Here is a 23,478-nt window from a genome sequence, read left to right as displayed (position 1 = left end):
TCACTTGTTCGAATAGGTGAAGGAATCGGCGAAGAAAGCCGTGTCCGGCAGGCCGCAGCCCGATGCGAAATCCATGCGGGCGGCCGTGATCATCGCCGGCGCGCCGCAGGCATAGACTTCGTGCCCGGACAGGTCCGGCAGATCCTCCATGACCGCACGATGCACCAATCCGCGACGTCCGTCCCATGCGTCATCGGCCGACGGGTCGGAGAGTACCGGAATATAGCGGAAGCCGGGAAGAGCCCCCTCCCACCCGCGAGCGAGTCCGTCCATGTACAGGCCGGCACGGTCGCGCGACCCCCAGTACAGCGTCATCGGGCGGTCGAGGCCGATGTGCCGGGCGTGCTCCACGATGCTCTTGATCGGCGCGAAGCCGGTGCCGCCGGCCACCAGCACGATGGGCTTGCCGCTGTCCTCGCGCAGGAAGAAGCTGCCGAGCGGGCCTTCCAAGCGCAGGATGTCGCGTTCCTTCATGCCCTCGAACACGTGGCTGGTGAAGCGGCCGCCGGGTACCCGGCGCACGTGCAGTTCCAGGTGGCCGGCGTCGTGGGGCGCGTTGGCAATGGAGAAACTGCGCCGTCCACCGTCGGCGAGCAGGATGTCGATGTACTGCCCGGCGTGGAACTGGAACTGCTCCGTGGCCGGCAGTTTGAGGTCCAGGATCATCACGTCGTCGGCCGCGCGTTCGAGCTTCTGCACGCGGCAGGGCAGCTTCTTGACCGGGATGTCGCCGGTGCGCGCCACGGTGCGCGCTTCCAGCACCAGGTCCGAGCGCGCCGTGGCGCGGCAGAACAGGGCCAGGCCGGCGGCCCGCTCCTCGTCGGTGAGCACCGCGCCCGACACGCCGCCGTGATCCACCGTGCCCGCGATCACCTTGCCCTTGCACGCGCCGCAGGCCCCGTCGCGGCAGCCGTAAGGCAGCAGCAGGCCGGCCGCCAGGGCCGCGTCCAGGATGGTCTGGTCGGGTTCGGCCTGGAACTGCTGGCCGCCGGGCTGGAGTGAAATCTGGAAGGGCATCTTGCGTGAGATAATCCTGGCGCTATGAAGAGGATACTGATCGTCGGCAGCGGCGACGTCGCACGGCGCGCGATTCCCTGGCTGGCGCGCCGCTTCCGGGTACTGGCGCTGGTGCGCGACGCCGCGGCCGGTCCGGCGTTGCGGGCGCTGGGCGCCGTGCCCGTGCGCGGCGATCTCGACGACCGCCGCAGCCTCGCGCGGCTGGCCGGCGTGGCCGATGCCGTGCTGCACTTCGCCCCCCCGCCCGCGACCGGCACCACCGACCCGCGCACGGCGCACCTGCTGGCTGCGCTGGCGCGCGGGAGTCTACCACGGTGCATCGTATACATCAGTACGACCGGGGTGTACGGCGATTGCGGCGGGCAGGCCGTGGACGAAACCCGCCCGCGCCGTCCGCAGACCGCGCGGGCACGGCGCCGGGTGGATGCGGAGGACCGCCTGCGCGCCTTCGGCCGGCGCCACGCGTTGCGGGTAAGCCTGCTGCGCGCGCCCGGCATCTACGCGGCCGACCGCCTGCCCCTCGAACGCCTGCGGCGCGGCGATCCGGTGCTGCGGGCCGAAGAGGACGTGCATACCAACCACATCCACGCCGACGACCTGGCACGCCTGGCCTGTGCCGCCCTGTTCCGCGGACGCGGCGGGCGTGCCTACAATGCCGCCGATGATACGCACATGACGATGGGGGCCTACTTCGATCTGCTCGCGGACCGCTTCGGCCTCCCCCGCCCGCCGCGCCTCACCCGCGCCGAGATCGCCGCCCGCCTGTCGCCCATGGCGCTGTCCTTCATGTCCGAATCCCGCGTGCTGTCGAACGCGCGCCTGCGCCGGGAACTGCGCGTGGGCCTGCGCTATCCGACCGTGCTGCACAGCCTTCCCATCGCCATTGCCCAGGAGAATCCTTCCCCATGCTCGTGATCAAAGCCCTGCACATCGTCTTCGTCGTGTCCTGGTTCGCCGGCCTGTTCTACCTGCCGCGCATCTTCGTCAATCATGCGATGGTCGAGGACGCGGCCACCATCGAGCGCTTGAAGCTGATGGAGCACAAGCTCTACCGTTTCATGACCCCGCTGGGCATCCTGGCGGTGGGGCTGGGGCTGTGGCTGTGGTTCGGCTACCCGGAGGTGTACGGCGGCGGCTGGCTGCACGCCAAGACCACCCTGGTGCTCGGCCTGGTGGGCTACCACCTGTACTGCGGCAAGCTGCTGCGCGACTTCGCCGCCGGGCGCAGCAGGAAGAGCCACGTATGGTACCGGGTGTTCAACGAGGTGCCGGTGCTGGTGCTGGTGGCGGTGGTCTTCCTGGCGGTGCTCAAGCCTTTCTGACGGGATTCAGCCCGCCGGCGGCAGGTCGGCCGGGCTGTTGAGGTTGGCGAAGGCCTCGGCCGCGTCGTCGAAGGCCACCTCCACGCGCCGCCGGCTGCGCTGCCAGGCATCCACCTTGCGCCCCCCCGCGGCCAGATAGTCGGCGAGGGCCGGCAGCAGCGCGCGCCGGCACAGGCAGAACACCGGATGGCTGCGCCCGCCGGCCGTGGCCACGGCGATCTCCGCATCCTCGCGCAGCAGCGCCGCCAGCAGGCGGGCGACCAGGTCGGGCGGCAGCAGCGGTGCGTCGCACGGTACCGTGGCGACCAGTTCGTGGCGTGCCCGCGCGAGTCCCGCCTTCAGTCCGGCGAGGGGGCCGGCGAAGTCCGCCATGTCGTCGGCGAACACCGGATGGCCGAAGCGCGCATAGGCGTCCAGGTTGCGGTTGGCGCTGATCATCAGTTCGGCGACCTGGGGCGCGAAGCGTTCCAGCACGCTGGCGACCATGGGCCGCCCGCGGAAATCGACCAAGCCCTTGTCGGCCCCGCCCATGCGCAGGCCGCGGCCGCCGGCCAGCACCAGGCCGCTGACCGGGGGAAGGGGAGTGATGGCGTCCATGGGCGGGATTCTACCGGTGCCGTGGGGCGGGGGCGCCGTTACAATGGGCGCCGATTGCACGGTTTCTCCTTCCATTCCGTGTCCGCCGTGCGGCGGGCGCGCCCAGCCTTGACGGATCATCCATGTCCGAGCAGTTTTTCTCCCCCTGTCCGCGCGGCCTCGAACCGCTGCTGGTCGAAGAACTCGGCGCGCTGGGCGCGCACGCGCCGCAGGCCGTGCCCGGCGGCGTGGCCTTCGGCGGCGACTGGACGACCTGCTACCGGGTGAACCTGGAGAGCCGGCTCGCCACCCGCGTGCTGTGGCGCGTGGCGGGCGGGCGCTACCGCAGCGAGGAGGACATCTACCGCATCGCCTATGCGCCAACCTGGGCGAAATGGTTCACGGCGGACGACACGCTGCGGGTCTACGTGACCGCCAAGCAGTCGCCGCTGAAGAGCCTGGAGTTCGTTACGCTGCGCATCAAGGACGCGGTGTGCGACCACTTCCGCACCGTGGCCGGGCGGCGGCCCAGCGTGGATACCGCCAATCCGGCGGTGCGCATCCACGCCTTCCTGACCCGCGACGCGGTCACGCTCTACGTCGACACCTCGGGCGATCCGCTCTACCGGCGCGGCTTCAAGCGCGCCGCGGTGGAAGCGCCGCTGAAGGAGAACCTGGCCGCGGGCATCCTGCGCCTGACCGGCTGGCAGCCCGACGAAGCGCTGGTGGACCCCATGTGCGGCAGCGGCACCTTTCTCATCGAGGCGGCGCAGATCGCGCTGGACATCGCGCCGGGCCTGGGGCGCAGCTTCGGCTTCGAGCGCCTGCGCCAGTTCGACCGCGCCGCCTGGGCGGCGCTGCGGACGGCCGCCGAGGAGCGCCGCAAGCCCGTGCGGCGGCTGGCGATCTACGGCTCGGACATCGTCGGCGAGCAGGTGCGGCGGGCGCGGGTGAACCTGGAAGCGGCCGGGCTGGCGGAGGGCGTATACCTGGACCGCGCGGACGTGCTGGAGCGTGTCGCGCCGGCGCCGGAGGGCGTGCTGGTGACCAATCCGCCCTACGGCGTGCGCATCGGCGAGGCCGAGGAGCTGGCCGCGTTCTATCCGAAGCTGGGAGATGCGCTGAAGAAGCACTGGAGCGGCTGGCGCTGCTACGTCTTCAGCGGCGACCCGGCCCTGCCCAAGCTGGTCGGCCTCAAGGCCAGCAAGCGCACGCCGCTCTACAACGGCGCGCTGGAATGCCGGCTGTTCGAGTACCGCATGGTGGCCGGGTCGAACAGGCCCTAAACGATATCCAGGTGCTGGATGCCCGACTGCAGGTCGCGGTCGCCGTGCTTGCTGTTGAGCTTGATCTGCAGGCGCAGGTCGTTGATGGAGTCGGCGTTGCGCAGGGCGTCCTCGTAGGTGATCTTGTCTTCCTCGTAGAGGTCGAACAGGGCCTGGTCGAAGGTCTGCATACCCAACTCGCGCGAGCGCTTCATGACTTCCTTGATGCCCGGCACCTCGCCCTTGAAGATCAGGTCGGCGATCAGGGGCGAGTTGAGCAGGATTTCCACCGCCGGCACGCGGCCCTTGCGCCCTTTGAGCGGCAGCAGGCGCTGGGAGATCATGGCGCGCAGGTTCAGCGACAGGTCCATCAGCAGTTGCGGGCGGCGGTCTTCGGGGAAGAAGTTGATGATGCGGTCGATGGCCTGGTTGGAGCTGTTGGCGTGCAGGGTCGCCAGGCACAGGTGGCCGGTCTCGGCGAAGGCGATGGCGTAGTCCATCGTTTCCCGGTCGCGGATTTCGCCCATCAGGATCACGTCGGGAGCCTGGCGCAGGGTGTTCTTCAGCGCGGCCTCCCAGGTGTCGGTGTCGATGCCGATCTCGCGCTGGGAGACGATGCAGTTCTTGTGCGGATGCACGTACTCGATCGGGTCCTCGACGGTGATGATGTGGCCGTAGGAGTTCTCGTTGCGGAAATCCACCATGGCGGCGAGCGACGTGGTCTTGCCGGTGCCGGTGCCGCCGACGAAGATCACCAGGCCGCGCTTGGACATGGCCACGTCGCGCAGCACCACGGGCAGGCCCAGGTCGTCGAAAGTGGGAATCTTCTGCGCGATCGTGCGCAGCACCAGGCCCACGCGGCCCTGCTGGATGTAGGCATTGGCGCGGAAGCGGCCGATGCCGGCCGGCGAGATGGCGAAGTTGCATTCCTTGGAGGCCTCGAACTCGGCGGCCTGGCGGTCGTTCATGATCGCGCGCGCGAGTTCGGCCGTGTGCTGCGGCGACAGCACCTGGTTGGACTGCGGCACGATCTTGCCGTCCACCTTGATCGCCGGCGGGAAGCCGGCGGTGATGAAGAGGTCGGAGCCGTTCTTCTGCAGCATCAGCCGCAGCAGGTCGTGCATGAACTTGAGTGCCTGATCGCGTTCCATCGTGGCGTCCTCCGGCCGGACTGCCGGCTGGGTTGTCGGGTTGCCGTGCCGAGCGCGCCCGGACCTTGTCCGGGCGGCGGGCTCAGTTGAAGTTGTCCTTGTTCTGGGCGCGGAGCTTCGCTTCCGCCGCCGAGACCACGTTGCGCCGCACCAGGTCTTGCAGGCACTGGTCCAGGGTCTGCATGCCCACGTTCTGGCCGGTCTGGATCGCGGAGTACATCTGCGCGATCTTGTTTTCGCGGATCAGGTTGCGGATGGCGGGGGTGCCGATCATGATCTCGTGCGCCGCCACCCGTCCGGTGCCGTCCTTGGTCTTGAGCAGGGTCTGGGAGATCACCGCGCGCAGCGATTCGGACAGCATCGCCCGCACCATGTCCTTCTCGGCCGCGGGGAAGACGTCCACGATGCGGTCGATGGTCTTGGCGGCCGACGACGTGTGCAGGGTGCCGAACACCAGGTGGCCGGTTTCGGCCGCGGTGAGCGCGAGGCGGATGGTTTCCAGGTCGCGCATTTCGCCCACCAGGACCACGTCCGGGTCCTCGCGCAGTGCGGCGCGCAGCGCATTGGAGAAGGACATGGTGTCGCGGTGCACTTCGCGCTGGTTGATCAGACAGCGCTTGGACTCATGCACGAATTCGATCGGGTCCTCGACGGTGAGGATGTGGCCGTACTCGTTTTCGTTCACGTAGTCGATCATCGCCGCCAGCGTGGTGGACTTGCCCGAGCCGGTCGGCCCGGTCACCAGCACGATGCCGCGCGGCTGGTGGGCGATTTCCTTGAAGATCTTGGGCGCGTTGAGCTGTTCGAGGGTCAGCACCTTGGACGGGATGGTCCGGAACACCGAGCCGGCGCCGCGGTTCTGATTGAAGGCGTTGACCCGGAAGCGCGCCAGGTTGGGCACCGCGAACGAGAAGTCGCACTCCAGCGTTTCCTCGAACTGCTTGCGCTGGGAGTCGTTCATGATGTCGTACACCATCGCGTGTACGTCCTTGTGCTCCATGGGCGGCAGGTTGATGCGGCGCACATCGCCATGCACGCGGATCATCGGCGGCAGACCGGCGGAGAGATGGAGGTCGGAGGCGGAGTTCTTGACCGCGAAGGCGAGCAGTTCGGTGATGTCCATAGGTAGGGTACTGAGCCTGGCGACGGGACGGGCCGGCAAGGGGCCGGTGCTATACTTTGCCGGCCTTTTCGCGGCCTGGGCAGGCGCTATATGACATCAATCCCCTCCAACTTGCAAGCCGTGCGCGACCGCATCCGGGCCGCTGCGCGGGCCTGCGGACGGGCTCCGGAAGAGGTCGCCCTGCTGGCGGTGAGCAAGACCTGGCCGGCCGAGGCCGTGCGCGAGGCTGCCGCCGCCGGGCAGCGCGCCTTCGGCGAGAACTACGTGCAGGAGGGCTGCGCCAAGGCCGAGGCGCTCGCGGACCTGGGCCTGGAATGGCATTTCATCGGCCCCCTGCAGAGCAACAAGACGCGCCTGGTGGCGCAGCATTTCCACTGGGTGCACAGCATCGACCGGCTCAAGGTCGCCGAGCGCCTGTCCGCCCAGCGCGACGCGCATCTGCCGCCGCTCAACGCGTGCATCCAGGTGAACGTCAGCGGCGAGGAGAGCAAGAGCGGCGTGGCGCCGCAGGAGGCCGTGGCGCTCGCCCGCGCGGTGGCGGCGCTGCCCCGCCTGCGCCTGCGAGGGCTGATGTGCATCCCCGAACCCACCGAAGACGCCGCGCTGCTGGCGGCGCGCTTCGGCGTGCTGCGCACGCTGCAGGCACGACTGGCCGCGGAAGGGCTGGCGCTGGACACGCTGTCCATGGGTATGTCCCACGACCTGGAGGCGGCCATCGCCGCGGGGGCGACCATCGTGCGGGTGGGCACGGCGATCTTCGGTGCGAGGCGTCAGGCCTGAGCGAGCGGCCGGCGGCCGGCGTTCAGCCCTCACCCCTCACGAAACAGCGAGATGGACATGAAGATTAGCTTCCTCGGCGGCGGCAACATGGCCGCGGCACTGATCGGCGGCCTGACGGACAAGGGTTTCGCCGGTGGCGCGCTGCAGGTGGTGGACCTGCAGGCGGCGAACCGCGAACGGCTGGCGGAACGCTTCGGGGTGCGCGCGGTGGAAACGGTGGACGACCGTGTGCTCGGCTGCGACGTGCTGGTGCTGGCGGTCAAGCCGCAGCAGATGAAGGAGGCGCTCGCCCCGCTGGCCGGCCGGCTGGCCGGGCAACTGGTGGTCAGCATCGCCGCCGGCCTGCGCCTGGCGGACCTGTCGCGCTGGCTCGGTGGCCACCGCCGGCTGGTGCGCTGCATGCCCAACACCCCGGCGCTGATCGGCGCCGGCGTCACCGGCCTGTACGCCGATCCGGCGGTGGACGCGGCCGGACGGGAGGCCGCCGAGCGCGTGCTCGCGGCCGTGGGCAGCACGGTGTGGATCGCCGACGAGGCGCAGATGGATGCGGTCACCGCGATCTCCGGCAGCGGCCCGGCCTACGTGTTCCACTTCATCGAGGCGCTGCAGGCGGCCGGGCAGGGTTTCGGCTTCGACGAGCACACCGCGCGCCGGCTCGCCATCGACACTGTGCTGGGCGCGGCCCGCCTGGCGGCCGATTCGCCCGAGCCGGCGGCGGTGCTGCGCGAACGCGTCACCTCCAAGGGCGGCACCACCGAGGCCGCGCTGAAGAGCCTGGCCGCGGCCGGCTGGCACGACGCCCTGGTGGCCGCGATTGCCGCGGCCGAGGCGCGCGGGCGCGAGCTGGGCGACCAACTGGGCAAGGACTGAACCATGCTCGGCAACATCGTCCTGCTGGTGCTCGACGTCGTCGTCGGCCTGTTCACCCTGGTGCTGCTGGCGCGCTTCTTCATGCAGTGGCTGCGGGTTTCCTTCCACAACCAGGTCGGCCAGTTCGTGCTCGCCGCCACCGACTGGCTGGTGCGCCCCCTGCGCCGCGTGATGCCGGGGTTGATGGGGCTGGATCTGGCCAGCCTGCTGCCGGCCTGGGGGCTGCAGACGTTGTACGTGTTCGTGGAACTCGCCGTGCGCGGCGTGCCCCTGGGCGGCAACCCCGCGGGGGTGCTGCTCGGCCTGTGGGGCCTGGGCCTGCTGGAGACGCTGCGCATGGCCATCTATCTGGTGTTCGGCGTGGTGCTGATCTCCGCCGTACTGTCCTGGGTCAGCCCCCACGCGCCGGCCGCGGCCGTCTTCCATCGCCTTGCGGACCCCTTCCTGCGGCCGTTCCGGCGCGTCATTCCGCCGATCGCCAATGTGGACCTGTCGCCGCTGGTCCTGCTGCTGGTGCTGCAGATCGTGCTGATGGTGCTCGCCGGCCTGCGCGGCAACTTCGCGCCGCTGCTGTTCGGGACATGAGCGGACCCTGGCTGAGGCAGGCGGACGAGGACTGCGTCGTCCTCACCCTGCACGTGCAACCCAATGCCCGCCACACCGAGTTCGCCGGCCTGCACGGCGAGGCGATGAAGCTGCGCCTGGCCGCGCCGCCGGTGGACGGCAAGGCCAATACCGCCCTGTGCGCCTTTCTGGCGCAGTTCTGCGAGGTGCCCCGCAGCGCCGTCAGCCTGCTGTCGGGCGAATCCTCCCGCGCCAAGCGGGTGCGCATCGAGGGCGTGGACGACGAGGTGCTGCGCCGCCTGCGCCGGCTCGGCTGAACGACGCCGCCCGCGCCTGCCGGCGCGGCGGCGTGGTAGCCTCCTCCAAAAAAAGCGGTACGAAAGAGGAGGAGACGACATGACCCATGTGGATCGCTACGCCGATCTGCACGCCGCCCATCGCTGGCAGGTGCCGGAGCGCTTCAACCTGTTCCAGGCCTGTTGCGCGCGCTGGGCCGGCGAAGCCGGGCGGGTGGCGCTGTACGCCGAGGACGCAGACGGGCGCAAGGCCGTCCATACCTACGCCGGGCTGTTCGACGCGGCTGTGAGGCTGTCGGCCGGGCTGGCGGCGCTGGGGGTCGCCGCGGGCGAGCGGGTGGCCATCGTGCTGCCCCAGCGCTTCGAGACCGCGGTGGCCTACATGGCCATCGCCCGCCTCGGCGCGGTGTCCACGCCCCTGTCCGTGCTGTTCGGCCCCGAGGCGCTGGAATACCGCCTGCAGGACAGCGGCGCGGTGGCGGCCATCGTGGACGGCGCGGCCCTGCCGGCCCTGCGCGAACTGCGCGCCCGGTGCCCCGACCTGTGCCACCTGATCGTGGTGGACGAGTCCCCAGCCGGCACGGGCGAAACCGCCTGGCAGGCGCTGCTGGCCGGTTCCGGTGCGCCGCCGCCGGCCGACACGCGGGCCGATGACGGGGCGGTGCTGATCTACACCAGCGGCACCACCGGACCCCCGAAAGGCGCGCTGATCCCCCAACGGGCGATGTTCGGCAACCTCACGGGCTTCGTCGCCAGCCAGAACGGTTTCCCGCGTCCCGGCGACGTGTTCTGGTCGCCGGCCGACTGGGCGTGGACCGGCGGCCTGTGGGATGCGCTGCTGCCCACGCTGTACTTCGGCCACCCCATCGTGGCCTGGCGCGGGCGCTTTTCGCCCGACACGGCCTTCCGCCTGATGGCCGGGTACCGGGTCACCAACACCTTCCTGTTCCCCACCGCGCTGAAGGCGATGATGAAGGCCTGGCCGCGTCCGCGGGAGCATTTCGACCTGTGCCTGCGCGCCATCATGAGCGCCGGCGAGGCGGTGGGCGACACGGTGTTCGAGTGGTGCCGCGATGCGCTGGGCGTCACCGTGAACGAGATGTTCGGCCAGACCGAGATCAACTACATCGTGGGCAACTCCTGCGAGGACTGGCCGGCGCGGCCCGGTTCCATGGGGCGCGCCTACCCGGGCCACCGGGTGGCGGTCATTGATGACGCCGGCCACCCCTTGCCGCCGGGCACGCCGGGGGAGGTGGCGGTGAATCGCTGCGACCGCCACGGCGACCCGGACCCGGTGTTCTTCCTCGGCTACTGGAACAACCCGGAGGCCACGGCGCGCAAGTACAGCGGCGGCTGGTGCCGCACCGGCGACCTGGCGGTGCAGGACGAGGACGGCTACCTCTGGTACAAGGGCCGCGCGGACGACGTGTTCAAGGCCGCCGGCTACCGCATCGGGCCGTCCGAGGTGGAGAACTGCCTGGTCGGCCATCCGGCGGTGGCCAACGCCGCCGTGGTGCCCAAGCCCGACCCGGAGCGGGGCGCGGTGGTGAAGGCCTTCGTGGTGCTGGCGGCGGGCTTCGCGCCGGGCGCAGAGCTGGTGGCCGAACTGCAGGCCCACGTGCGCGGCCGGCTCGCGCCCTACGAGTATCCCAAGGAGATCGAATTCATCGACGCGCTGCCCATGACCACCACCGGCAAGGTGCAACGCCGGGTGCTGCGCCGGATGGAGGAGGAGCGGGCGGGCAGGCGGTAGCAGCCTTGCGGCCGGACGTCCGGCCGCAGGGCTGGGGATTCACTCGCCGAACATCACCTGGCCTTCGACCAGGGTGTAGCGCACCCGGCCGGGCAGTTCGCGGCCGAGGAAGGGCGTGTTCTTGCCCTGGCTCTTCAGCGCCTGGCGGCTCACCGTGGTGGAGGCGGCCGGATCGAACGCGCAGATGTCGGCGCGCGCGCCCGGGGCGAGGTGGCCGGCCTTGGTGATGCCGACGACCTTCGCCGCGTCGGAGGTGACGCGGGCCAGCGCCGCCGGCAGTGCGGTGTCGGTTTCCTGCGCCCATTTCAGCGTCAGCGGCAGCAGCAGTTCCAGGCCGGTGGCGCCGGGCTCGGATTCGGAGAAGGGCGTCTGCTTGCCGTCGTCGTCCACCGGGGTGTGGTCCGAACACAGCGCATTGATGCTGCCCGCGGCAAGGGCGGCGCGCAGCGCGTCCCGGTCGGCCGCGCTCCGGAGGGGTGGAATCAGGTGGCAGTTGGCGTCGAAGTGGCCGATGTCCCGGTCGCACAGGTGCAGGTGGTTGATGGACACGTCGCAGCTCACGTCCATGCCGTCGGCGCGGGCCTGCTCGATCAGGCGCAGGCCGGCGGCCGAGGACAGGCGGGTGATGTGCAGGCGGGCGCCGGTGGCCTGGGCGAGCTGCAGGTAGGTGTACAGCGCCACCGTCTCCGCCGCCACCGGGATGCCGGGCAGCCCCAGGCGGCTGGCGTACTCGCCGTCGTGGGCATAGCCGCCGCGGGACAGGAAGGGCGCGATGGGCTGCAGCCAGACGCGGAAGCCGAAGGTGGCGGCGTACTGCATGGCGCGCATCAGTACGGCGTTGTCCACGATGGGCACGTTGGCCTGAGAGAAGGCCACGCAGCCGGCTTCGACCAGTTCGGCCATCTCGGACAGGCGTTCGCCCTGGAGGCCCAGGGTGAGCGCACCCACCGGGTAGATGTGGGCGCGGTTGAGCTTCTTGGCGCGGTAGCACAGCATTTCGACGAGACCGGGCTCGTCCAGGGTCGGGTCGGTGTCGGGCGGGATCGCCACGCTGGTCACGCCGCCGGCCATCGCCGCTTCCATCTCGGATTCCAGCGTGGCGCGGTATTCGAAGCCGGGCTCGCGCAGGCGCGCGGCCACGTCGATCAGGCCCGGGCAGACCACCAGCCCCGTGGCGTCGATGACACGTTCGGCGGCGAAGCCCTCCGGCGCGCGGCCGTGGGCGAGGACGCGGCCGTCGGCGATGAAGAGGTCGGTGACCGTGTCGAGCTTGTTCGCCGGGTCGATCACCCGGCCGTTCGTGATGCGAATCTTCATCGTGCCTTCCTCAGTGGCTCCCGAGCATGCTCATCACCGCCATGCGCACCGCGATGCCGAAGGTGACCTGGGGCAGGATTACCGCCTGGGCGCCGTCGGCCACGGCGGAGTCGATTTCCACGCCGCGGTTCATCGGTCCCGGGTGCATGACGATGGCGTCCGGTTTGGCGAGGGCCAGCTTCTCGGCGGTGAGCCCCCAGACCTTGAAGAATTCCTGCGGCGTGGGCAGCAGCGCGCCGTTCATGCGCTCGTTCTGCAGGCGCAGCATCATCACCACGTCCACGTCCTTGAGCCCGGCGCGCATGTCGTGGAAGACGCGCACGCCCATCTGGTCCAGCGCGGTGGGCAGCAGGGTCTTGGGGCCGATGACGCGAATCTCCGGCACGCCCAGCGTGGCGAGTGCGCCGATCTGGCTGCGGGCGACGCGGGAGTGCAGCACGTCGCCGACGATGGCCACGGTGAGATTGGTGAAGTCGCGCTTGTAGTGGCGGATGGTGTACATGTCCAGCAGCCCCTGGGTGGGGTGGGCGTGACGCCCGTCGCCGGCATTGACCACGTGGATGTGGTCGCGCCCGGTGGCCTGCAGGTGCTGGGCGATCAGCACCGGTGCGCCGCTGGCGGCGTGGCGCACGACGAACATGTCGGCCTGCATGGCGCACAGGTTGTCCACGGTGTCGAGCAGGCTCTCGCCCTTGGCCGTGGAGCTGGTGTTGATGTTGAGGTTCACCACGTCGGCCGACAGGCGTTTGGCGGCGATCTCGAAGGTAGTGCGGGTGCGCGTGGAGTTCTCGAAGAACAGGTTGAACACGCTCTTGCCGCGCAGCAGGGGCAGCTTCTTGACCTCGCGCTCGGCCACCTCGGTGAAGGGCGCGGCGGTGTCCAGGATGGCGGTGAGGATTTCCCGCGGCAGCCCGTCCAGCGTGAGCAGGTGCTGCAGTTCGCCGTGCTTGTTCAGTTGGGGGTCACGCATCGATCAACCTCAGGGCGAACGTGCCGTCCTCGCCGCGTTCCAGTTGCAGGTTCTGCGAGGTGGGCAGGGCTTGGGGCAGGGTGTGGGCGCAGTAGCGCGCGGCGATGGGCAGTTCGCGCCCGCCGCGATCCACCAGCACCGCCAGTTCGACCCGGGCGGGACGGCCGAAGTCGAACAGCTCGTTGAGCGCGGCGCGCGTGGTGCGTCCGGTGTAGAGCACGTCGTCCACGATGATCACGTGGGCGCCTTCCACGTTGAAGGGGATTTCGGTGCGCTGCGGCTGCGGGTGCAGGCCCTTGGAGCCGTAGTCGTCGCGGTAGAAGGAAACGTCGATGGCGCCCAGCGGCTGGCGGATGCCGAGCGCCTTGTGCAGGCGTTCGGCGAGCCACAGGCCGCCGGTGTGGATGCCGACCAGGGCGGTGTCGGGTCCGACCTGCGGGCGCATCTGCTCGATGAGCTGCGCGCACAGGGCTTCTGCGTCTAGGCTAGGCATGTCGGTGTGCGTCCAGGAAGTGTTGCAGGATGATCTGCGCGGCGGCCGCGTCCAGCACCGCCTTGCGTTCGCGCCAGCGTCCGACGCCGGCTTCGCGCAGGCCGCCTTCGGCCTCGGCCGAGGACAGGCGTTCGTCCACCTCGGCCACCGGCAGGCCGAAGCGGCCGTGCAACTGGTGGGCGAAACGCCGGCAGCGGGCGGTCATCTCGTGCGCGCCGCCGTCGAGATGGGTGGGGATGCCCACCACCAGGCCGACCGGGCGCCATTCGGCGATCAGCTTTTCGATGGCGGCGAAGCGCGGGGCATTGGCTTCGCCGGCGATGGTGGCCAGGGGGCTGGCGTGGGCGGTTTCGAGTTCGCCGACCGCGACGCCGATGCGCGCGAGGCCGAAGTCGAAGCCGAGCAGGGTGCCGCGGGAAGGCAGTCCCGGAATGGCCTCAGGCATGCCCCGCCACGTCGCTGAGATTGGCGAAATCGATGCCCAGGTGCTGCATCGCCGCGACCAGCCTTTCTTCCGGCGGCAGGTCGAAGACGATGGCCATGTCGGCCGGGACGGTGAGCCAGGCGTTGTCGGCCAGTTCCTGTTCCAGTTGGCCGGCGGCCCAGCCGGCATAGCCGAGGGTCACCAGGATCTGTTCCGGTTCGCCCTGGCTGCCGATGGCCTGCAGGATGTCGCGGCTGCTGGTGAGCGCGATGTCGTCGTTGACCTTGAGCGTGGAGTGCCATTCGCCGGCCGGGCGGTGCAGCACGAAGCCGCGGTCGGTCTGTACCGGACCGCCGAAATACACCGGCTGCTCCGAAAAGCCGTCGGCCTCCAGCGGCACCTCGACGCGCTCGAACAGCGCGCCCAGGGTCATGTCGATGGGGCGGTTGACGATGATGCCGAGCGCGCCCTGGTCGTTGTGCTCGGCGATGTAGGTGAGCGTGCGCGCAAAGTTCGGATCGGCCATGCGCGGCATGGCGATCAGGAAGTGATGCGTGAGGTTGGCGGTCAGTTCGCTCATGCGGGTATTTTACGCGCTCCGAGCGCACCCTGCCGGGGGAAGCTGCGGCAGGGCGAATCCGCCGCAGCATGTGCGTAGGCGCTGGCGCGGCCCGTTCGCCGCGCCGGCGGCGGGTTTCAGTGGACGGCGGCGGTGTAATCGGCCAGCAGGCCCAGCAGTTCCTCTTCCTGGAAGGGCTTGCCCAGGTAGTGGTTGGCGCCCACCTCTTCGGCGTAACGCTTGTGCTTGTCCGCCAGGCGCGAGGTGATCATGATCACCGGCACGGCCCGGGTGCGCTCGTCGGCGCGGATGTTGCGCACCAGGTCGAAGCCGTCCATACGCGGCATCTCGATGTCCGAGAGCACCACGTCCGGCACCGTCTCGATGAGCTTTTCCAGCGCATCCACGCCGTCCTTGGCGGTGACCACGCGGTAGCCTTCCCGTTCGAGCAGGCGGCCGGTGATCTTGCGCACGGTGAGGGAATCGTCCACCACCATGATGGTCGGGATGCGCACCACGGCCGGGGCGGCCTCCGCCTGCAGGCCGGCACCGGCGTCCGCCCCTTCCTCGCCGCCCAGGCCGCGGCTGGCCAGGGCGACCGGGTTGAGGATGAGCACGATCTCGCCGTCGCCGAGCACCGTGGCGCCCGACACGCCGACCAGGCGGGCGACCTGCGGGCCGGCGTTCTTGACCACGATTTCCTGGTTGCCGCGCAAGGCGTCCACGTGCAGCGCCAGGGTCTGGGCGCCGGCACGCAGCAGCAGCACCCAGTTGAAGCGCTGGACTTCCGGCTGGGTGTGGTGGTCGCCGAGCAGGCGCGGCAGGTAGCGGTAGCTGTAGTGCTCGCCCTGCCATTCGGTGCCATGCTCGGTGCGCAGGCGTTCGAGCGGATCGGCCTTCAGTTCCAGCACCTGGGCGATCATGCTGGACGGGATCGCCCAACTGCGGTTGCCGGCGCGCACCAGCAAGGCCTGGGTCACGGCCAGCGTGAGCGGCAGGTAGATGCGGAAGCGGGTGCCTTCGCCGCGTTCGCTGCTCACTTCGATGCGGCCGCCGACCGCGGCGGTCTCGGCCTTCACCACGTCCATGCCGACGCCGCGGCCGGCGATGGTGGAGACCGAACCGGCGGTGGAGAAGCCGGGCACGAAGATCAGGTTGGTCAGGCGCTTCTCGTCGGTCTGTTCGTCTGCGCCGAGCAGGCCGTTGGCCCGCGCCCGTTCGGCGATGCGCGCGAAGTTCAGGCCGGCGCCGTCGTCGGCCAGCTCGATGGCGATTTCGTTGCCTTCCTGGCGCACGGTGAGCGTGATCTCGCCGATCTCCGCCTTGCCGGCGGCGCGGCGCGCCTCGGCGTCCTCGATGCCGTGGGCGAGCGAGTTGCGCAACAGGTGTTCGAGCGGGGCGACCATGTGCTCCAGCACGCCGCGGTCCAGTTCGATGCGTCCGCCGCGCAGGTCCAGGTTGGCGCGCTTGCCGAGATCCTTGGCGGCCTGGCGCACGACGCGGTAGAGGCGGTCGGCGAGGCTGTCGAAGGGCACCATGCGCACCTGCATCAGCGCCTGCTGCAGTTCGCGCGAGATGCGCGCCTGGCCGTGCAGCGCCACGTCGGCGCCGTCCAGGTTCTTGAGCAGGTTCTGCTGCACGGTGGTGACGTCGTTGACGCTCTCCGCCATCATCCGCGTGAGTTCCTGCAGGCGGGTGTAGCGGTCCATCTCCAGTGGATCGAAGTCGTCCTCATGGCTTTCGGCCTGGGCGATGCGCGACTGCATCTGCACCTCGGCCTGGATTTCCACTTCGCGCAACTGGTTGCGCAGGCGGATGACGTTTTCCGTGAGGTCGAGGAGCGAGCGGCGCAGCGTGCGCAGTTCTCCCTCGATGCGGGTGCGGGCGATGCCGATTTCGCCGGCCTGGTTGACGAAGCTGTCCACCGCGTCGGCGCGGACGCGCAAGGTGGCACTGGCGGAACTGGCTTCGCCCTCGGCGGCGATCTCGACGGCGCCGGTTTCCGCTGCCCCGGCGGTCTGGGTCGCCGCCGCAGCGGCGGATGCGGCCGCCCCTGCGGGTTCGCCGCCGCTGGCGAGGACGTCGAGGGCCTGTTCGACCACGTCGAGTCCGCCCTCCAGATACTCGATGAGCGCGGCGACGTCCTCGCCCTTCTTGCGCTGGGCCTCAAAGGCCGATTCCATCTGGTGGACGTGCTCGCCGAGGTTCATCGCCCCGGTCATGCGCGCGCTGCCCTTCAGGGTATGCAACTGGCGGGCGATGCGCTGCGGGTGATCGGCATCCGCCGGCGCCTCGCGCCAGGCCCGCAGCGCCGCGTGCAGTTCGCTCAGCAGTTCGGCCCCTTCCTCAAGGAAGATGGGCAGCAACTGGGTGTCGATTTCGTCATGGACCGGAGCGGCTTCCGGCGCCGCGGGTTCGGCCGCCGCCGCTTCCGCAGCGGCCGTCGCCACTGCCACCACCTCGGCCACGGTCATTTCTTCGGCCGCAGCCTCGACGGGTTGGACGGCCTCGTCCGGCTCTTCGGGCTCGGTCGCGAGCTCGGCGTCGGCGGCGAATTCGGCTTCAAGCGCGGCTTCAAGCGCGGCTTCAACCGCAGGTTCGGGCGCGGGCTCGAGAACGATCTCGTCCGCCGCTTCGTACAGCGGTTCGGCGGACACTTCCTCCACCGGGTGGCGGCCGACGGTTTCGAGCTGTTCGGCCAGCTCCGGCACCGGTAGCGGCATGCGGAAGCCGCCGACCTCGGCGACCATCGCTTCGAGCGTCTCCAGCGAGCTCTGCAGCAGGGCGGCCTGTTCGGCCGTCGGGGCGATCTGGTTGTCGCGGCTGCGCGACAGGGCATGCTCCAGGGCGCGTGCGAGCGCCTGCAGCGGGGCCATGCGCGCCGTGCCGGAAATGCCGGCCAGGGTGTGGGCGGCACGGACCGATACTTCGGGCGGCAGCAGTACCGGGTTGGCCTGCAGGCGCGCGAGTTCGTGATGGAGGGTGGCGATGTGGTGGCGCGCCTCGGCGAGATAGAGGTCGTAGAGCGGGCGCGAGATCTCCGCTTCGCCGATGCGCACGAAATCGCTTTCGTCCTCGGCCGGGGCGGTGGCTTCCGCTGTGGGCTGCGGCGCCACGGACGGGGCTTCGCGCTGGATGATGGTGGCGTCCGCGGCCGCCGGGGCGGCTTCGGGTGCGGCAGGGCGCTCGGGCGCGAGCTGCTGCTCGATCTCCAGTGCGGGCTCGAGGTCGAACTCGAACTCTTCGAGCGCTTCGGCCACGACGTCCTCGTCGGCCGCTTCCGCGGTGCTCGGCAGGAACGGGTTTTCGGCCCGGACGTGCGGCGCCGTGCGCGCAACGGTCTCGGGCTCGTGCTGCAGGTCGAACTCCGAGGCTTCGATCGGCGCCAGGATCACCGTGGATTCGGGCTTCCATTCCGCTGTGCCCGTGCTTTCGGCGACCGTTGCGGTGGCTTCCACCGCCCCTTCGGCGTCGCCGGCATCGGCGAGATCGAAGTCGTAGCTGACGGGTTCGGCAGGCTGTGCCGGTTCCGCACCGGCCGGTGCCGTGGCTCCGCCGATGGATGCGGGTTCACGGCTCTGGGCGTCGTCAGCGCGCAGGAGCTCGGCTTCGGCGAGCAGGGCGGTGACGTCACGCCCGTGGGCGCCGCCCTGTTCGAGCTGTTTCACCCAGGCCGAGAAGACCTCCCGGGCGGCTTCGACCAGGCCGTAGAGCGCCGGGGTCGGCGTCCACTCGAGCTGCAGCCAGCGGTTGAGCGTCTGCTCCAGGCCCCAGGCGGCTTCGCCCAGTTCGCGCAGGCCGACCATGCGGCCGCTGCCCTTGAGGGTGTGGAAGCCGCGCCGGACGGCGGTGAGGTATTCGGTGTTCGACGGTTCGGCGCGCAGCAGCCCGAGGTTCTCGGAGATCGTGTCGAGGACCTCGTGGGCTTCCTCGATGAAGATGCCGAGCAGTTCGGCGTCGATCTCCTCGGCGCTGGCTTCGATCAGGCGCTGGGTCTCGGCCGCGGGGGCGGGCACTTCGGCCGGCGCGGGCGGCGGCTCGGTGCTGAAATCCTCCTCCTGCACTTCCTCGACGACGATTTCCTCGACCGGTACTTCCTCGGGCGGTGCCTCCACGGCGGGGGCAGGTTCGGCCTGTGCCTCCACCGCGTCGGCCGGCGCGGGTTCGGGCGCCAGGGACAGCTCCTCGATGGCCGGAGCGGCTTCGGGCAGCTCGGGGGGCTCGACGAGTTCGGTCGCTTCGATCTGTTCGGGGTTCAGGAAACGCGCGAGGCTCGCCGGTCCGTGCTGCAGGGCCTGGATGTAGAAGCCCAGGGCGGACAGGCGATGGGCGAGCGAAGCGGATTGTTCCGCGGCGGGCTCGTCCTCGGCGGCGGCAAGGGCGGCGATCTCTTCGGCCGCCTCGTGCACCACGGCGATCGCCTCCTCGTCGCCGAGCAGGCTGAGCGCTCCTTCGATCTGGCGCAACGGCGTGGCCAGCGCGGCCAGCGGGGCGCGCTTCTCGCTGTTGCGGAAGAAGTCGTCGAGCGCCTGCTCGACATGCGCGAGGCTGGAGAGGATTTCGCGCGAGAGCTGGGTCAGCGCTTCGCGTTCCTGGTTGCGCCGTGCGCCCAGGGTGGTGGGCGACTGGTCGGCCGATTCCACCGCTTCGCCGCGCATCAGGGCGGCGATGCGCTTCAGGGTGTCGGCGACCTGGGCGGAGAAGGTCGTGTCCGGGCCGCCGCGTTCGAGCGCGGATTCGCCGAGCAGCAGCGCGGTGGCCACTTCCATCGAAAGCGCCTCGGTATTCTGCAGCGGATCCTTGCGCAGCCACTGCAGAAAGCCGTTCACGCCGACGAGCAGGCGCACGAAGGGCGGGCGGCCGAGCTGTTCGGCCTGGCGGGTGAGTTCGCCGAGCTGGGTTTCGAAGCGCGCCAGGGCCTCGGCGCTGCCGGTGCAGAACTCGTCCCAGGTTTCCTTGGCCGCGGCGAGCTTGCCGTGCAGGGTCTGCAACAGGGGGCCGAGGGGCGCATCGCTGACCGCCGAGCCGGCTTCAGGCATCAGCGTGTCGAGTTGCCAGGTGTCGCGCACCGCGCGCTGGTGGGCGGTGGAGGCGGGCGCGCGTGCGACCAGGTAGAGCACCTCGCGCATCAGGCGATCCGGGACGGCGCTGTTGCCGCCCAAGGTGCGCCGCAGTTGCGCATCGAGTTGGGCGCACAGCCTGCGGGTCTCGGTGTCGGCCGCGGCTTCCCCGGCGGCCAGCGCCTCGAACAGGGCGATGCTGGCCCACCACAGGGTGCGGGCGGGGGAGTCGGCGAGGGTCTGTTCGATGCCGGTGACGGCGTCTCGCATGGTCTTGGCGCCCGCCGGGTCCTGCGGCGAACGCAGCCAGCCGAGCAGGCCGCGTTCGAACCGGGTACGCAATCCGCGCAGGCGGGTGCGGCGCGCCTCCTCGCCCAGCCGGGGGGCCGCGGCACGGCGCGGCGGGCGACGGCCGAGGTCGGGGAAGAACAGATCCACCGCGGAGCCGGTGCGGCCGCGCGCGGTCTGGATTTCGCCGTACAGCGAGGCCAGCCGCAGCGGCTGGTCGGTGGCGCCATGCACCAGTTCTTCGAGGTAGTTGCCGATGGCCGACAGGCTGCGCCGGCCGAGCGCGAGCAACTCGGCGTCGGCGGCGACGTCGCCGCGCACCGCGGCACCGAACAACTGGTCCAGCGCGTCGGCAAACTGGGTCAGGCCATCCAGGCCGACGATGGACAGCGCGCCGCGGGCCTGGTGCAGATGGGTCTGGGCGAACTGGACCTGGGTCGCGGGATCGTCCGCGGAACCGGCCTGTTCGAGACCTTCGGCGGCGTGTGCGAGCGCGTTGTCGATCTCGCTCTTGACCCAGGTGAGCGGGCCGAGATCCCGTTCGATTGCTTGCGTCATGTGTGGGGTTCTCGCCGGCGGGGTCAGACCTTGAAGCCCGAAACGGAGCCTTTCAGCTCGACCGCGAGGTCGGCGAGCTGACCGATGGACACGGCGGTCTGCTGGGTGCCGCGCGTGGTCTGCTCGGTGATGCTCAGAATGTCCTTCATGGTCCGCGCCACGCCGGTGGCGGTGGCCGCCTGGCGCTGGGTGTCGCTGGAGATCTGTTCGATGAGGCGGGCGGTTTCCATCGACACCTGGCCGATCTCGGACAGGGCCTGGCCGGCGGCGTCGGAGAGCTGGGCGCCCTCGACCACGTCGCGGGTGGCGTTTTCCATCGCGCTCACCGCGTCCTGGGTGTCGGTCTGAATGGTCTTCACGATCGCCGAGATCTGCTTGGTCGCTTCCGCCGAGCGCTCCGCGAGGCGCTGCACTTCTTCCGCAACCACGGTGAAGCCGCGTCCCGCTTCGCCGGCCGAGGCCGCCTGGATGGCGGCGTTGAGCGCCAGCACGTTGGTCTGTTCGGTAATGTCCGAGATCAGTTCCACGATTTCACCGATCTCCTGGGAGGATTCGCCCAGGCGCTTGATGCGCTTGGAGGTTTCCTGGATCTTCTCGCGGATGTCGTTCATGCCGCGGATGGTGTTTTCCACCGCGTCCGCGCCCTTGCGCGCGGAATCCAGCGAGCGCCGGGCGACCTGGGCGGACTGCAGCGCGCGGGCGGAGGATTCGGTCATCAGCTTGGCCATCTGTTCGACCGTGGAGCCGGCGGTCTTCAGTTCCTGCGCCTGCTTCTGGGTGGCGGCGAGCAGTTCGTTGGAGGTTTGCTGGGCGGACTGGGTGGCAGCGGTCACGCGGGTGGCGGCGTCGTTGATGCGGCGCACCAGCACGGAGAGTTCTTCGATGGTGTAGTTCACCGAGTCGGCGATGGCGCCGGTGATGTCCTCGGACACGGTGGCGCGGATGGTCAGGTCGCCGTCGGCCAGGTCGCCCATCTCGTTCATCAGCCGCAGGATGGCCTGCTGGGTCTGGTTGCGCTCGCCTTCGGCGCTCATCCGCTGGCGTTCGGATTCGGCGCGGCGGGCGGCGAGGTCGTCGTTGTAGGCCTTGGCCATCATGACCAGCACGGCGATGCCGGCCAGGGCCGAGACGATGATGAGCAGGATGATGGGGTTGAAGCCGCGGAAGGCCTGGTTGTAGGCCTCGGACAGTTCGTTGGTGCGTTCGAGGAGGGTGGTGGAGTCGCGGAAGATGCGGCTGCCGGCCTGCTTGGCCTGCACCAGCAACTGCATGTTGCCGAGGATGCCGCTGACCGAGTCCAGGGTTTCCTTGGCCGTCTGGTCGAGTTCGGCCAGCCGTGCGCGCGTCTCGGCGTCGTTGGACGACTGCTGCAGTTGCGCCAGGTGCTCGCGGAAGGTGTTGGTGTCCTTGCCGAGCAGGAAGGCCACTTCCGGGTCGATCGCGTTGGCCACCAGCAGGGCGTTGGCGTTCTTGGCCATGCGCTGGGTCAGCATCACCGCGCGGTTGGCGGTGGCGATGTCCTGCGCCTTCGCGCCGGCGAGCAGCTTCAGCGAGGCGATCTGCTCGGTCAGGTCGAGCAGCAGGGCGTTCTGGGAGTTGATGGTGTCCACCGACTGGTTGAGCGTGACCAGGTTCTTGTCCTGTTCGAGCAGCTTGCCGGTGTCCTGTTCGGTCTTGCGCCAGGCTTCGGCCAGCGCCTGCAGCGCCGGCTGGATGGCCGCCGGGCTCGCCGGGACGGCGTTGGCGTCGATTTCGCCGCCCTGGGTCAGGGCGCGCAGCAGGGTGCTGAAGCGGGTGCTGGCGCGGCGCAACTCGTCGAAGGCGGAAGTGTTGCCCTGCAGCGAGAGCTGGGCGGCCTTGGCGATCTGCTGCGACAGCATCTGCATTTCGCCGGCACTGGCGACGTAGGTGGTGGCGTAGCTCGCCTGGCGCCCCTGATACACGAGCAGGGCGGCGGTCACCAGCACCAGCGCGGCGAATAGCACGCCCAGGTTGCGCAGGCGCTCGGCGACCGGGCGGCCGCCCGACGGTGCGTCCTGCCCGGCGGCCGGCGGCACCGCTTCATGGGTTTCCAGGATGGTGGTGTCGGACGTCGTTTTTACCCGGGCGCTTTTCTTTTTCGCCAGGGAAAGCTCTGGAAACTTGAATGCCATGTCGCGTGCTCCGCCACAAAGTGTCAATGCCCGCCGGCGTAAGGCCGGCGGGAAGGATTAGTCGAGTCCTGCATCGAGAAAGCCGGGGTGCGCCAGCAGCTTGGATGCGTCGAGCTTCAGCCACAGGCGGTTCTGGGTGTCGCGCAAACGCTGGGCGACCCAGGGACGCGGGTCCGCCTCGCCGTCGTCGGCTTCGAAATCGTCGCGGCTGCGCAGGCCCAGCGCGCGGGAAACGAGGACGGCGCTGCTGATGCCGTGCTTGGCGCCGACCAGCAGCAGGCGGGCATGGCCGGCCGGCGCGATGGGCGGCCCGTCGTGGAAGGCCGACAGGTCGATCACGCCGAACAGGGTGCCGCGCACGTTGGCCACGCCGCTGAACCAGTTGCGGGTGAGCGGCACCGGGCTGAGCGGCGGTACCGGCAGAATCTCGCCGCTGTCGGCGAGATCGATCAGCCAGTTGTCGTTGCCGGCCTGCAGGCCGAGCAGGGTGCGCCGGTCACCGGTGCGCGCCTCGGCCAGGCGCCGTACCAGGCTTTCCTGAAACTCGCGCAGGCTGATCCGCTTGGCCATCGGTCAGCCCAGGGCCTTGATGCGGGCGAGCAGGTCGGCCTGGTCGACCGGCTTCACCATATAGTCGTAGGCGCCCTGGCGCATGCCCCAGATACGGTCGGTTTCCAGCCCCTTGCTGGTACACATGATGATCGGGATCGTGCGGGTGGCCTCTTCGCGCGAGATCGTGCGGGTGGCCTGGTAGCCGTTGATGCCCGGCATGACCACGTCCATCAGGATCAGGTCGGGCAGTTCGGCCTTGGCCTTGGTGATCGCGTCCTCGCCGTTTTCGGCGGTCACGACCTGGTAGCCGTGCTTGACCAGCATTTCGGTCAGCGCCAGGCGTTCGGTGGGGGAATCGTCAACCACGAGGATTTTCTTGATCGGCAT

Annotated in this window: 21 protein-coding genes; 8 read left to right on the top strand and 13 right to left on the bottom strand. The window is 69.9% G+C overall.

The annotated features are described in order from the left end of the window. On the bottom strand, positions 1-1,017 hold the full coding sequence (locus tag E6O51_RS10765; RefSeq protein WP_136385000.1) for a CDP-6-deoxy-delta-3,4-glucoseen reductase: 1,017 nt from the start codon (positions 1,015-1,017) through the stop codon (positions 1-3). A 24-nt stretch (positions 1,018-1,041) separates the two neighbouring features. On the opposite strand from E6O51_RS10765, the gene E6O51_RS10760 reads away from it, so the two are divergent. Together E6O51_RS10760 and E6O51_RS10755 are read left to right on the top strand one after the other, a co-directional pair. Then, complete coding sequence (locus E6O51_RS10760) at positions 1,042-1,932, top strand: SDR family oxidoreductase (RefSeq protein ID WP_136384999.1); 891 nt, start codon at positions 1,042-1,044, stop codon at positions 1,930-1,932. After that, complete coding sequence (locus E6O51_RS10755) at positions 1,923-2,339, top strand: CopD family protein (RefSeq protein ID WP_136384998.1); 417 nt, start codon at positions 1,923-1,925, stop codon at positions 2,337-2,339. Before E6O51_RS10760 ends, E6O51_RS10755 begins: the two co-directional genes overlap by 10 nt. 6 nt (positions 2,340-2,345) lie before the next feature. Here the strand turns inward: E6O51_RS10755 and mobA are convergent, their stop codons facing one another. Beyond that, positions 2,346-2,936 (bottom strand): molybdenum cofactor guanylyltransferase MobA, encoded by a 591-nt coding sequence (mobA, locus tag E6O51_RS10750; RefSeq protein ID WP_136384997.1) that lies wholly within the window; start codon positions 2,934-2,936, stop codon positions 2,346-2,348. Between the two features lie 122 nt (positions 2,937-3,058). On the opposite strand from mobA, the gene E6O51_RS10745 reads away from it, so the two are divergent. Continuing rightward, complete coding sequence (locus E6O51_RS10745; RefSeq protein ID WP_136384996.1) at positions 3,059-4,201, top strand: THUMP domain-containing class I SAM-dependent RNA methyltransferase; 1,143 nt, start codon at positions 3,059-3,061, stop codon at positions 4,199-4,201. On the opposite strand, the gene E6O51_RS10740 is transcribed toward E6O51_RS10745, so the two are convergent. Further along, positions 4,198-5,331, bottom strand: coding sequence for a PilT/PilU family type 4a pilus ATPase (locus tag E6O51_RS10740; protein WP_136384995.1), 1,134 nt, complete (start codon positions 5,329-5,331; stop codon positions 4,198-4,200). The genes E6O51_RS10745 and E6O51_RS10740 overlap by 4 nt on opposite strands. Before the next feature lie 82 nt (positions 5,332-5,413). Beyond that, complete coding sequence (locus tag E6O51_RS10735; protein WP_136384994.1) at positions 5,414-6,454, bottom strand: type IV pilus twitching motility protein PilT; 1,041 nt, start codon at positions 6,452-6,454, stop codon at positions 5,414-5,416. A 90-nt stretch (positions 6,455-6,544) separates the two neighbouring features. Here E6O51_RS10735 and E6O51_RS10730 point away from each other — a divergent pair, with 90 nt between their 5' ends. The 5 genes from E6O51_RS10730 to E6O51_RS10710 all read left to right on the top strand — a co-directional run bounded on the left by E6O51_RS10730 (position 6,545) and on the right by E6O51_RS10710 (position 10,717). Further along, positions 6,545-7,234, top strand: a complete 690-nt coding sequence (locus E6O51_RS10730; protein WP_136384993.1) for a YggS family pyridoxal phosphate-dependent enzyme — start codon at positions 6,545-6,547, stop codon at positions 7,232-7,234. A gap of 57 nt (positions 7,235-7,291) precedes the next feature. Further along, positions 7,292-8,104, top strand: a complete 813-nt coding sequence (gene proC / locus E6O51_RS10725) for a pyrroline-5-carboxylate reductase (RefSeq protein ID WP_136385074.1) — start codon at positions 7,292-7,294, stop codon at positions 8,102-8,104. 3 nt (positions 8,105-8,107) lie between these two features. After that, a complete protein-coding gene (locus E6O51_RS10720) occupies positions 8,108-8,689 on the top strand; it encodes a YggT family protein (protein WP_136384992.1) in 582 nt (193 codons plus the stop codon). Then, positions 8,686-8,985, top strand: a complete 300-nt coding sequence (locus tag E6O51_RS10715; protein WP_136384991.1) for a DUF167 domain-containing protein — start codon at positions 8,686-8,688, stop codon at positions 8,983-8,985. Before E6O51_RS10720 ends, E6O51_RS10715 begins: the two co-directional genes overlap by 4 nt. 79 nt (positions 8,986-9,064) lie before the next feature. Further along, complete coding sequence (locus E6O51_RS10710; protein ID WP_136384990.1) at positions 9,065-10,717, top strand: acyl-CoA synthetase; 1,653 nt, start codon at positions 9,065-9,067, stop codon at positions 10,715-10,717. Positions 10,718-10,756: 39 nt separating this feature from the next. Here E6O51_RS10710 and E6O51_RS10705 read toward each other — a convergent pair whose 3' ends face one another. The 9 genes from E6O51_RS10705 to E6O51_RS10665 form a co-directional block, all read right to left on the bottom strand. Beyond that, entirely contained in the window at positions 10,757-12,034 is a 1,278-nt protein-coding gene (locus E6O51_RS10705; RefSeq protein WP_136384989.1) for a dihydroorotase, read from the bottom strand. A 10-nt stretch (positions 12,035-12,044) separates the two neighbouring features. Continuing rightward, on the bottom strand, positions 12,045-13,004 hold the full coding sequence (locus E6O51_RS10700; RefSeq protein WP_136384988.1) for an aspartate carbamoyltransferase catalytic subunit: 960 nt from the start codon (positions 13,002-13,004) through the stop codon (positions 12,045-12,047). Further along, on the bottom strand, positions 12,997-13,497 hold the full coding sequence (pyrR, locus tag E6O51_RS10695) for a bifunctional pyr operon transcriptional regulator/uracil phosphoribosyltransferase PyrR (RefSeq protein ID WP_136384987.1): 501 nt from the start codon (positions 13,495-13,497) through the stop codon (positions 12,997-12,999). The genes E6O51_RS10700 and pyrR overlap by 8 nt, the downstream gene beginning before the upstream one ends. Next, complete coding sequence (ruvX, locus tag E6O51_RS10690; RefSeq protein WP_136384986.1) at positions 13,490-13,942, bottom strand: Holliday junction resolvase RuvX; 453 nt, start codon at positions 13,940-13,942, stop codon at positions 13,490-13,492. Before ruvX ends, pyrR begins: the two co-directional genes overlap by 8 nt. Continuing rightward, the gene (locus E6O51_RS10685; RefSeq protein WP_136384985.1) at positions 13,935-14,501 is read right to left on the bottom strand and encodes a YqgE/AlgH family protein; all 567 of its coding nucleotides are present in this window, start codon (positions 14,499-14,501) and stop codon (positions 13,935-13,937) included. The genes ruvX and E6O51_RS10685 overlap by 8 nt, the downstream gene beginning before the upstream one ends. A 116-nt stretch (positions 14,502-14,617) precedes the next feature. Continuing rightward, positions 14,618-20,386, bottom strand: a complete 5,769-nt coding sequence (locus tag E6O51_RS10680) for a hybrid sensor histidine kinase/response regulator (protein ID WP_136384984.1) — start codon at positions 20,384-20,386, stop codon at positions 14,618-14,620. 23 nt (positions 20,387-20,409) lie between these two features. Further along, positions 20,410-22,539: a methyl-accepting chemotaxis protein gene (locus E6O51_RS10675; RefSeq protein ID WP_136384983.1), complete on the bottom strand. Its 2,130-nt coding sequence runs from the start codon at positions 22,537-22,539 to the stop codon at positions 20,410-20,412. Positions 22,540-22,596: 57 nt separating this feature from the next. Beyond that, complete coding sequence (locus tag E6O51_RS10670; protein WP_136384982.1) at positions 22,597-23,109, bottom strand: chemotaxis protein CheW; 513 nt, start codon at positions 23,107-23,109, stop codon at positions 22,597-22,599. 3 nt (positions 23,110-23,112) lie between these two features. Further along, positions 23,113-23,478, bottom strand: coding sequence for a response regulator (locus E6O51_RS10665; protein ID WP_136384981.1), 366 nt, complete (start codon positions 23,476-23,478; stop codon positions 23,113-23,115).

Origin of the sequence: Pseudothauera rhizosphaerae (genome assembly GCF_004801305.1) — a bacterium.
Lineage (GTDB): Bacteria > Pseudomonadota > Gammaproteobacteria > Burkholderiales > Rhodocyclaceae > Pseudothauera > Pseudothauera rhizosphaerae.
This window is presented reverse-complemented; position numbering and strand designations above follow the sequence as displayed.

Coding starts and splice junctions, on each gene's coding strand:
- E6O51_RS10765 (WP_136385000.1), bottom strand. CDS start 1,017: ATGCCCTTCCAGATTTCACTCCAGCCCGGCGGCCAGCAGTTCCAGGCC.
- E6O51_RS10760 (WP_136384999.1), top strand. CDS start 1,042: ATGAAGAGGATACTGATCGTCGGCAGCGGCGACGTCGCACGGCGCGCG.
- E6O51_RS10755 (WP_136384998.1), top strand. CDS start 1,923: ATGCTCGTGATCAAAGCCCTGCACATCGTCTTCGTCGTGTCCTGGTTC.
- mobA (WP_136384997.1), bottom strand. CDS start 2,936: ATGGACGCCATCACTCCCCTTCCCCCGGTCAGCGGCCTGGTGCTGGCC.
- E6O51_RS10745 (WP_136384996.1), top strand. CDS start 3,059: ATGTCCGAGCAGTTTTTCTCCCCCTGTCCGCGCGGCCTCGAACCGCTG.
- E6O51_RS10740 (WP_136384995.1), bottom strand. CDS start 5,331: ATGGAACGCGATCAGGCACTCAAGTTCATGCACGACCTGCTGCGGCTG.
- E6O51_RS10735 (WP_136384994.1), bottom strand. CDS start 6,454: ATGGACATCACCGAACTGCTCGCCTTCGCGGTCAAGAACTCCGCCTCC.
- E6O51_RS10730 (WP_136384993.1), top strand. CDS start 6,545: ATGACATCAATCCCCTCCAACTTGCAAGCCGTGCGCGACCGCATCCGG.
- proC (WP_136385074.1), top strand. CDS start 7,292: ATGAAGATTAGCTTCCTCGGCGGCGGCAACATGGCCGCGGCACTGATC.
- E6O51_RS10720 (WP_136384992.1), top strand. CDS start 8,108: ATGCTCGGCAACATCGTCCTGCTGGTGCTCGACGTCGTCGTCGGCCTG.
- E6O51_RS10715 (WP_136384991.1), top strand. CDS start 8,686: ATGAGCGGACCCTGGCTGAGGCAGGCGGACGAGGACTGCGTCGTCCTC.
- E6O51_RS10710 (WP_136384990.1), top strand. CDS start 9,065: ATGACCCATGTGGATCGCTACGCCGATCTGCACGCCGCCCATCGCTGG.
- E6O51_RS10705 (WP_136384989.1), bottom strand. CDS start 12,034: ATGAAGATTCGCATCACGAACGGCCGGGTGATCGACCCGGCGAACAAG.
- E6O51_RS10700 (WP_136384988.1), bottom strand. CDS start 13,004: ATGCGTGACCCCCAACTGAACAAGCACGGCGAACTGCAGCACCTGCTC.
- pyrR (WP_136384987.1), bottom strand. CDS start 13,497: ATGCCTAGCCTAGACGCAGAAGCCCTGTGCGCGCAGCTCATCGAGCAG.
- ruvX (WP_136384986.1), bottom strand. CDS start 13,942: ATGCCTGAGGCCATTCCGGGACTGCCTTCCCGCGGCACCCTGCTCGGC.
- E6O51_RS10685 (WP_136384985.1), bottom strand. CDS start 14,501: ATGAGCGAACTGACCGCCAACCTCACGCATCACTTCCTGATCGCCATG.
- E6O51_RS10680 (WP_136384984.1), bottom strand. CDS start 20,386: ATGACGCAAGCAATCGAACGGGATCTCGGCCCGCTCACCTGGGTCAAG.
- E6O51_RS10675 (WP_136384983.1), bottom strand. CDS start 22,539: ATGGCATTCAAGTTTCCAGAGCTTTCCCTGGCGAAAAAGAAAAGCGCC.
- E6O51_RS10670 (WP_136384982.1), bottom strand. CDS start 23,109: ATGGCCAAGCGGATCAGCCTGCGCGAGTTTCAGGAAAGCCTGGTACGG.
- E6O51_RS10665 (WP_136384981.1), bottom strand. CDS start 23,478: ATGCCGATCAAGAAAATCCTCGTGGTTGACGATTCCCCCACCGAACGC.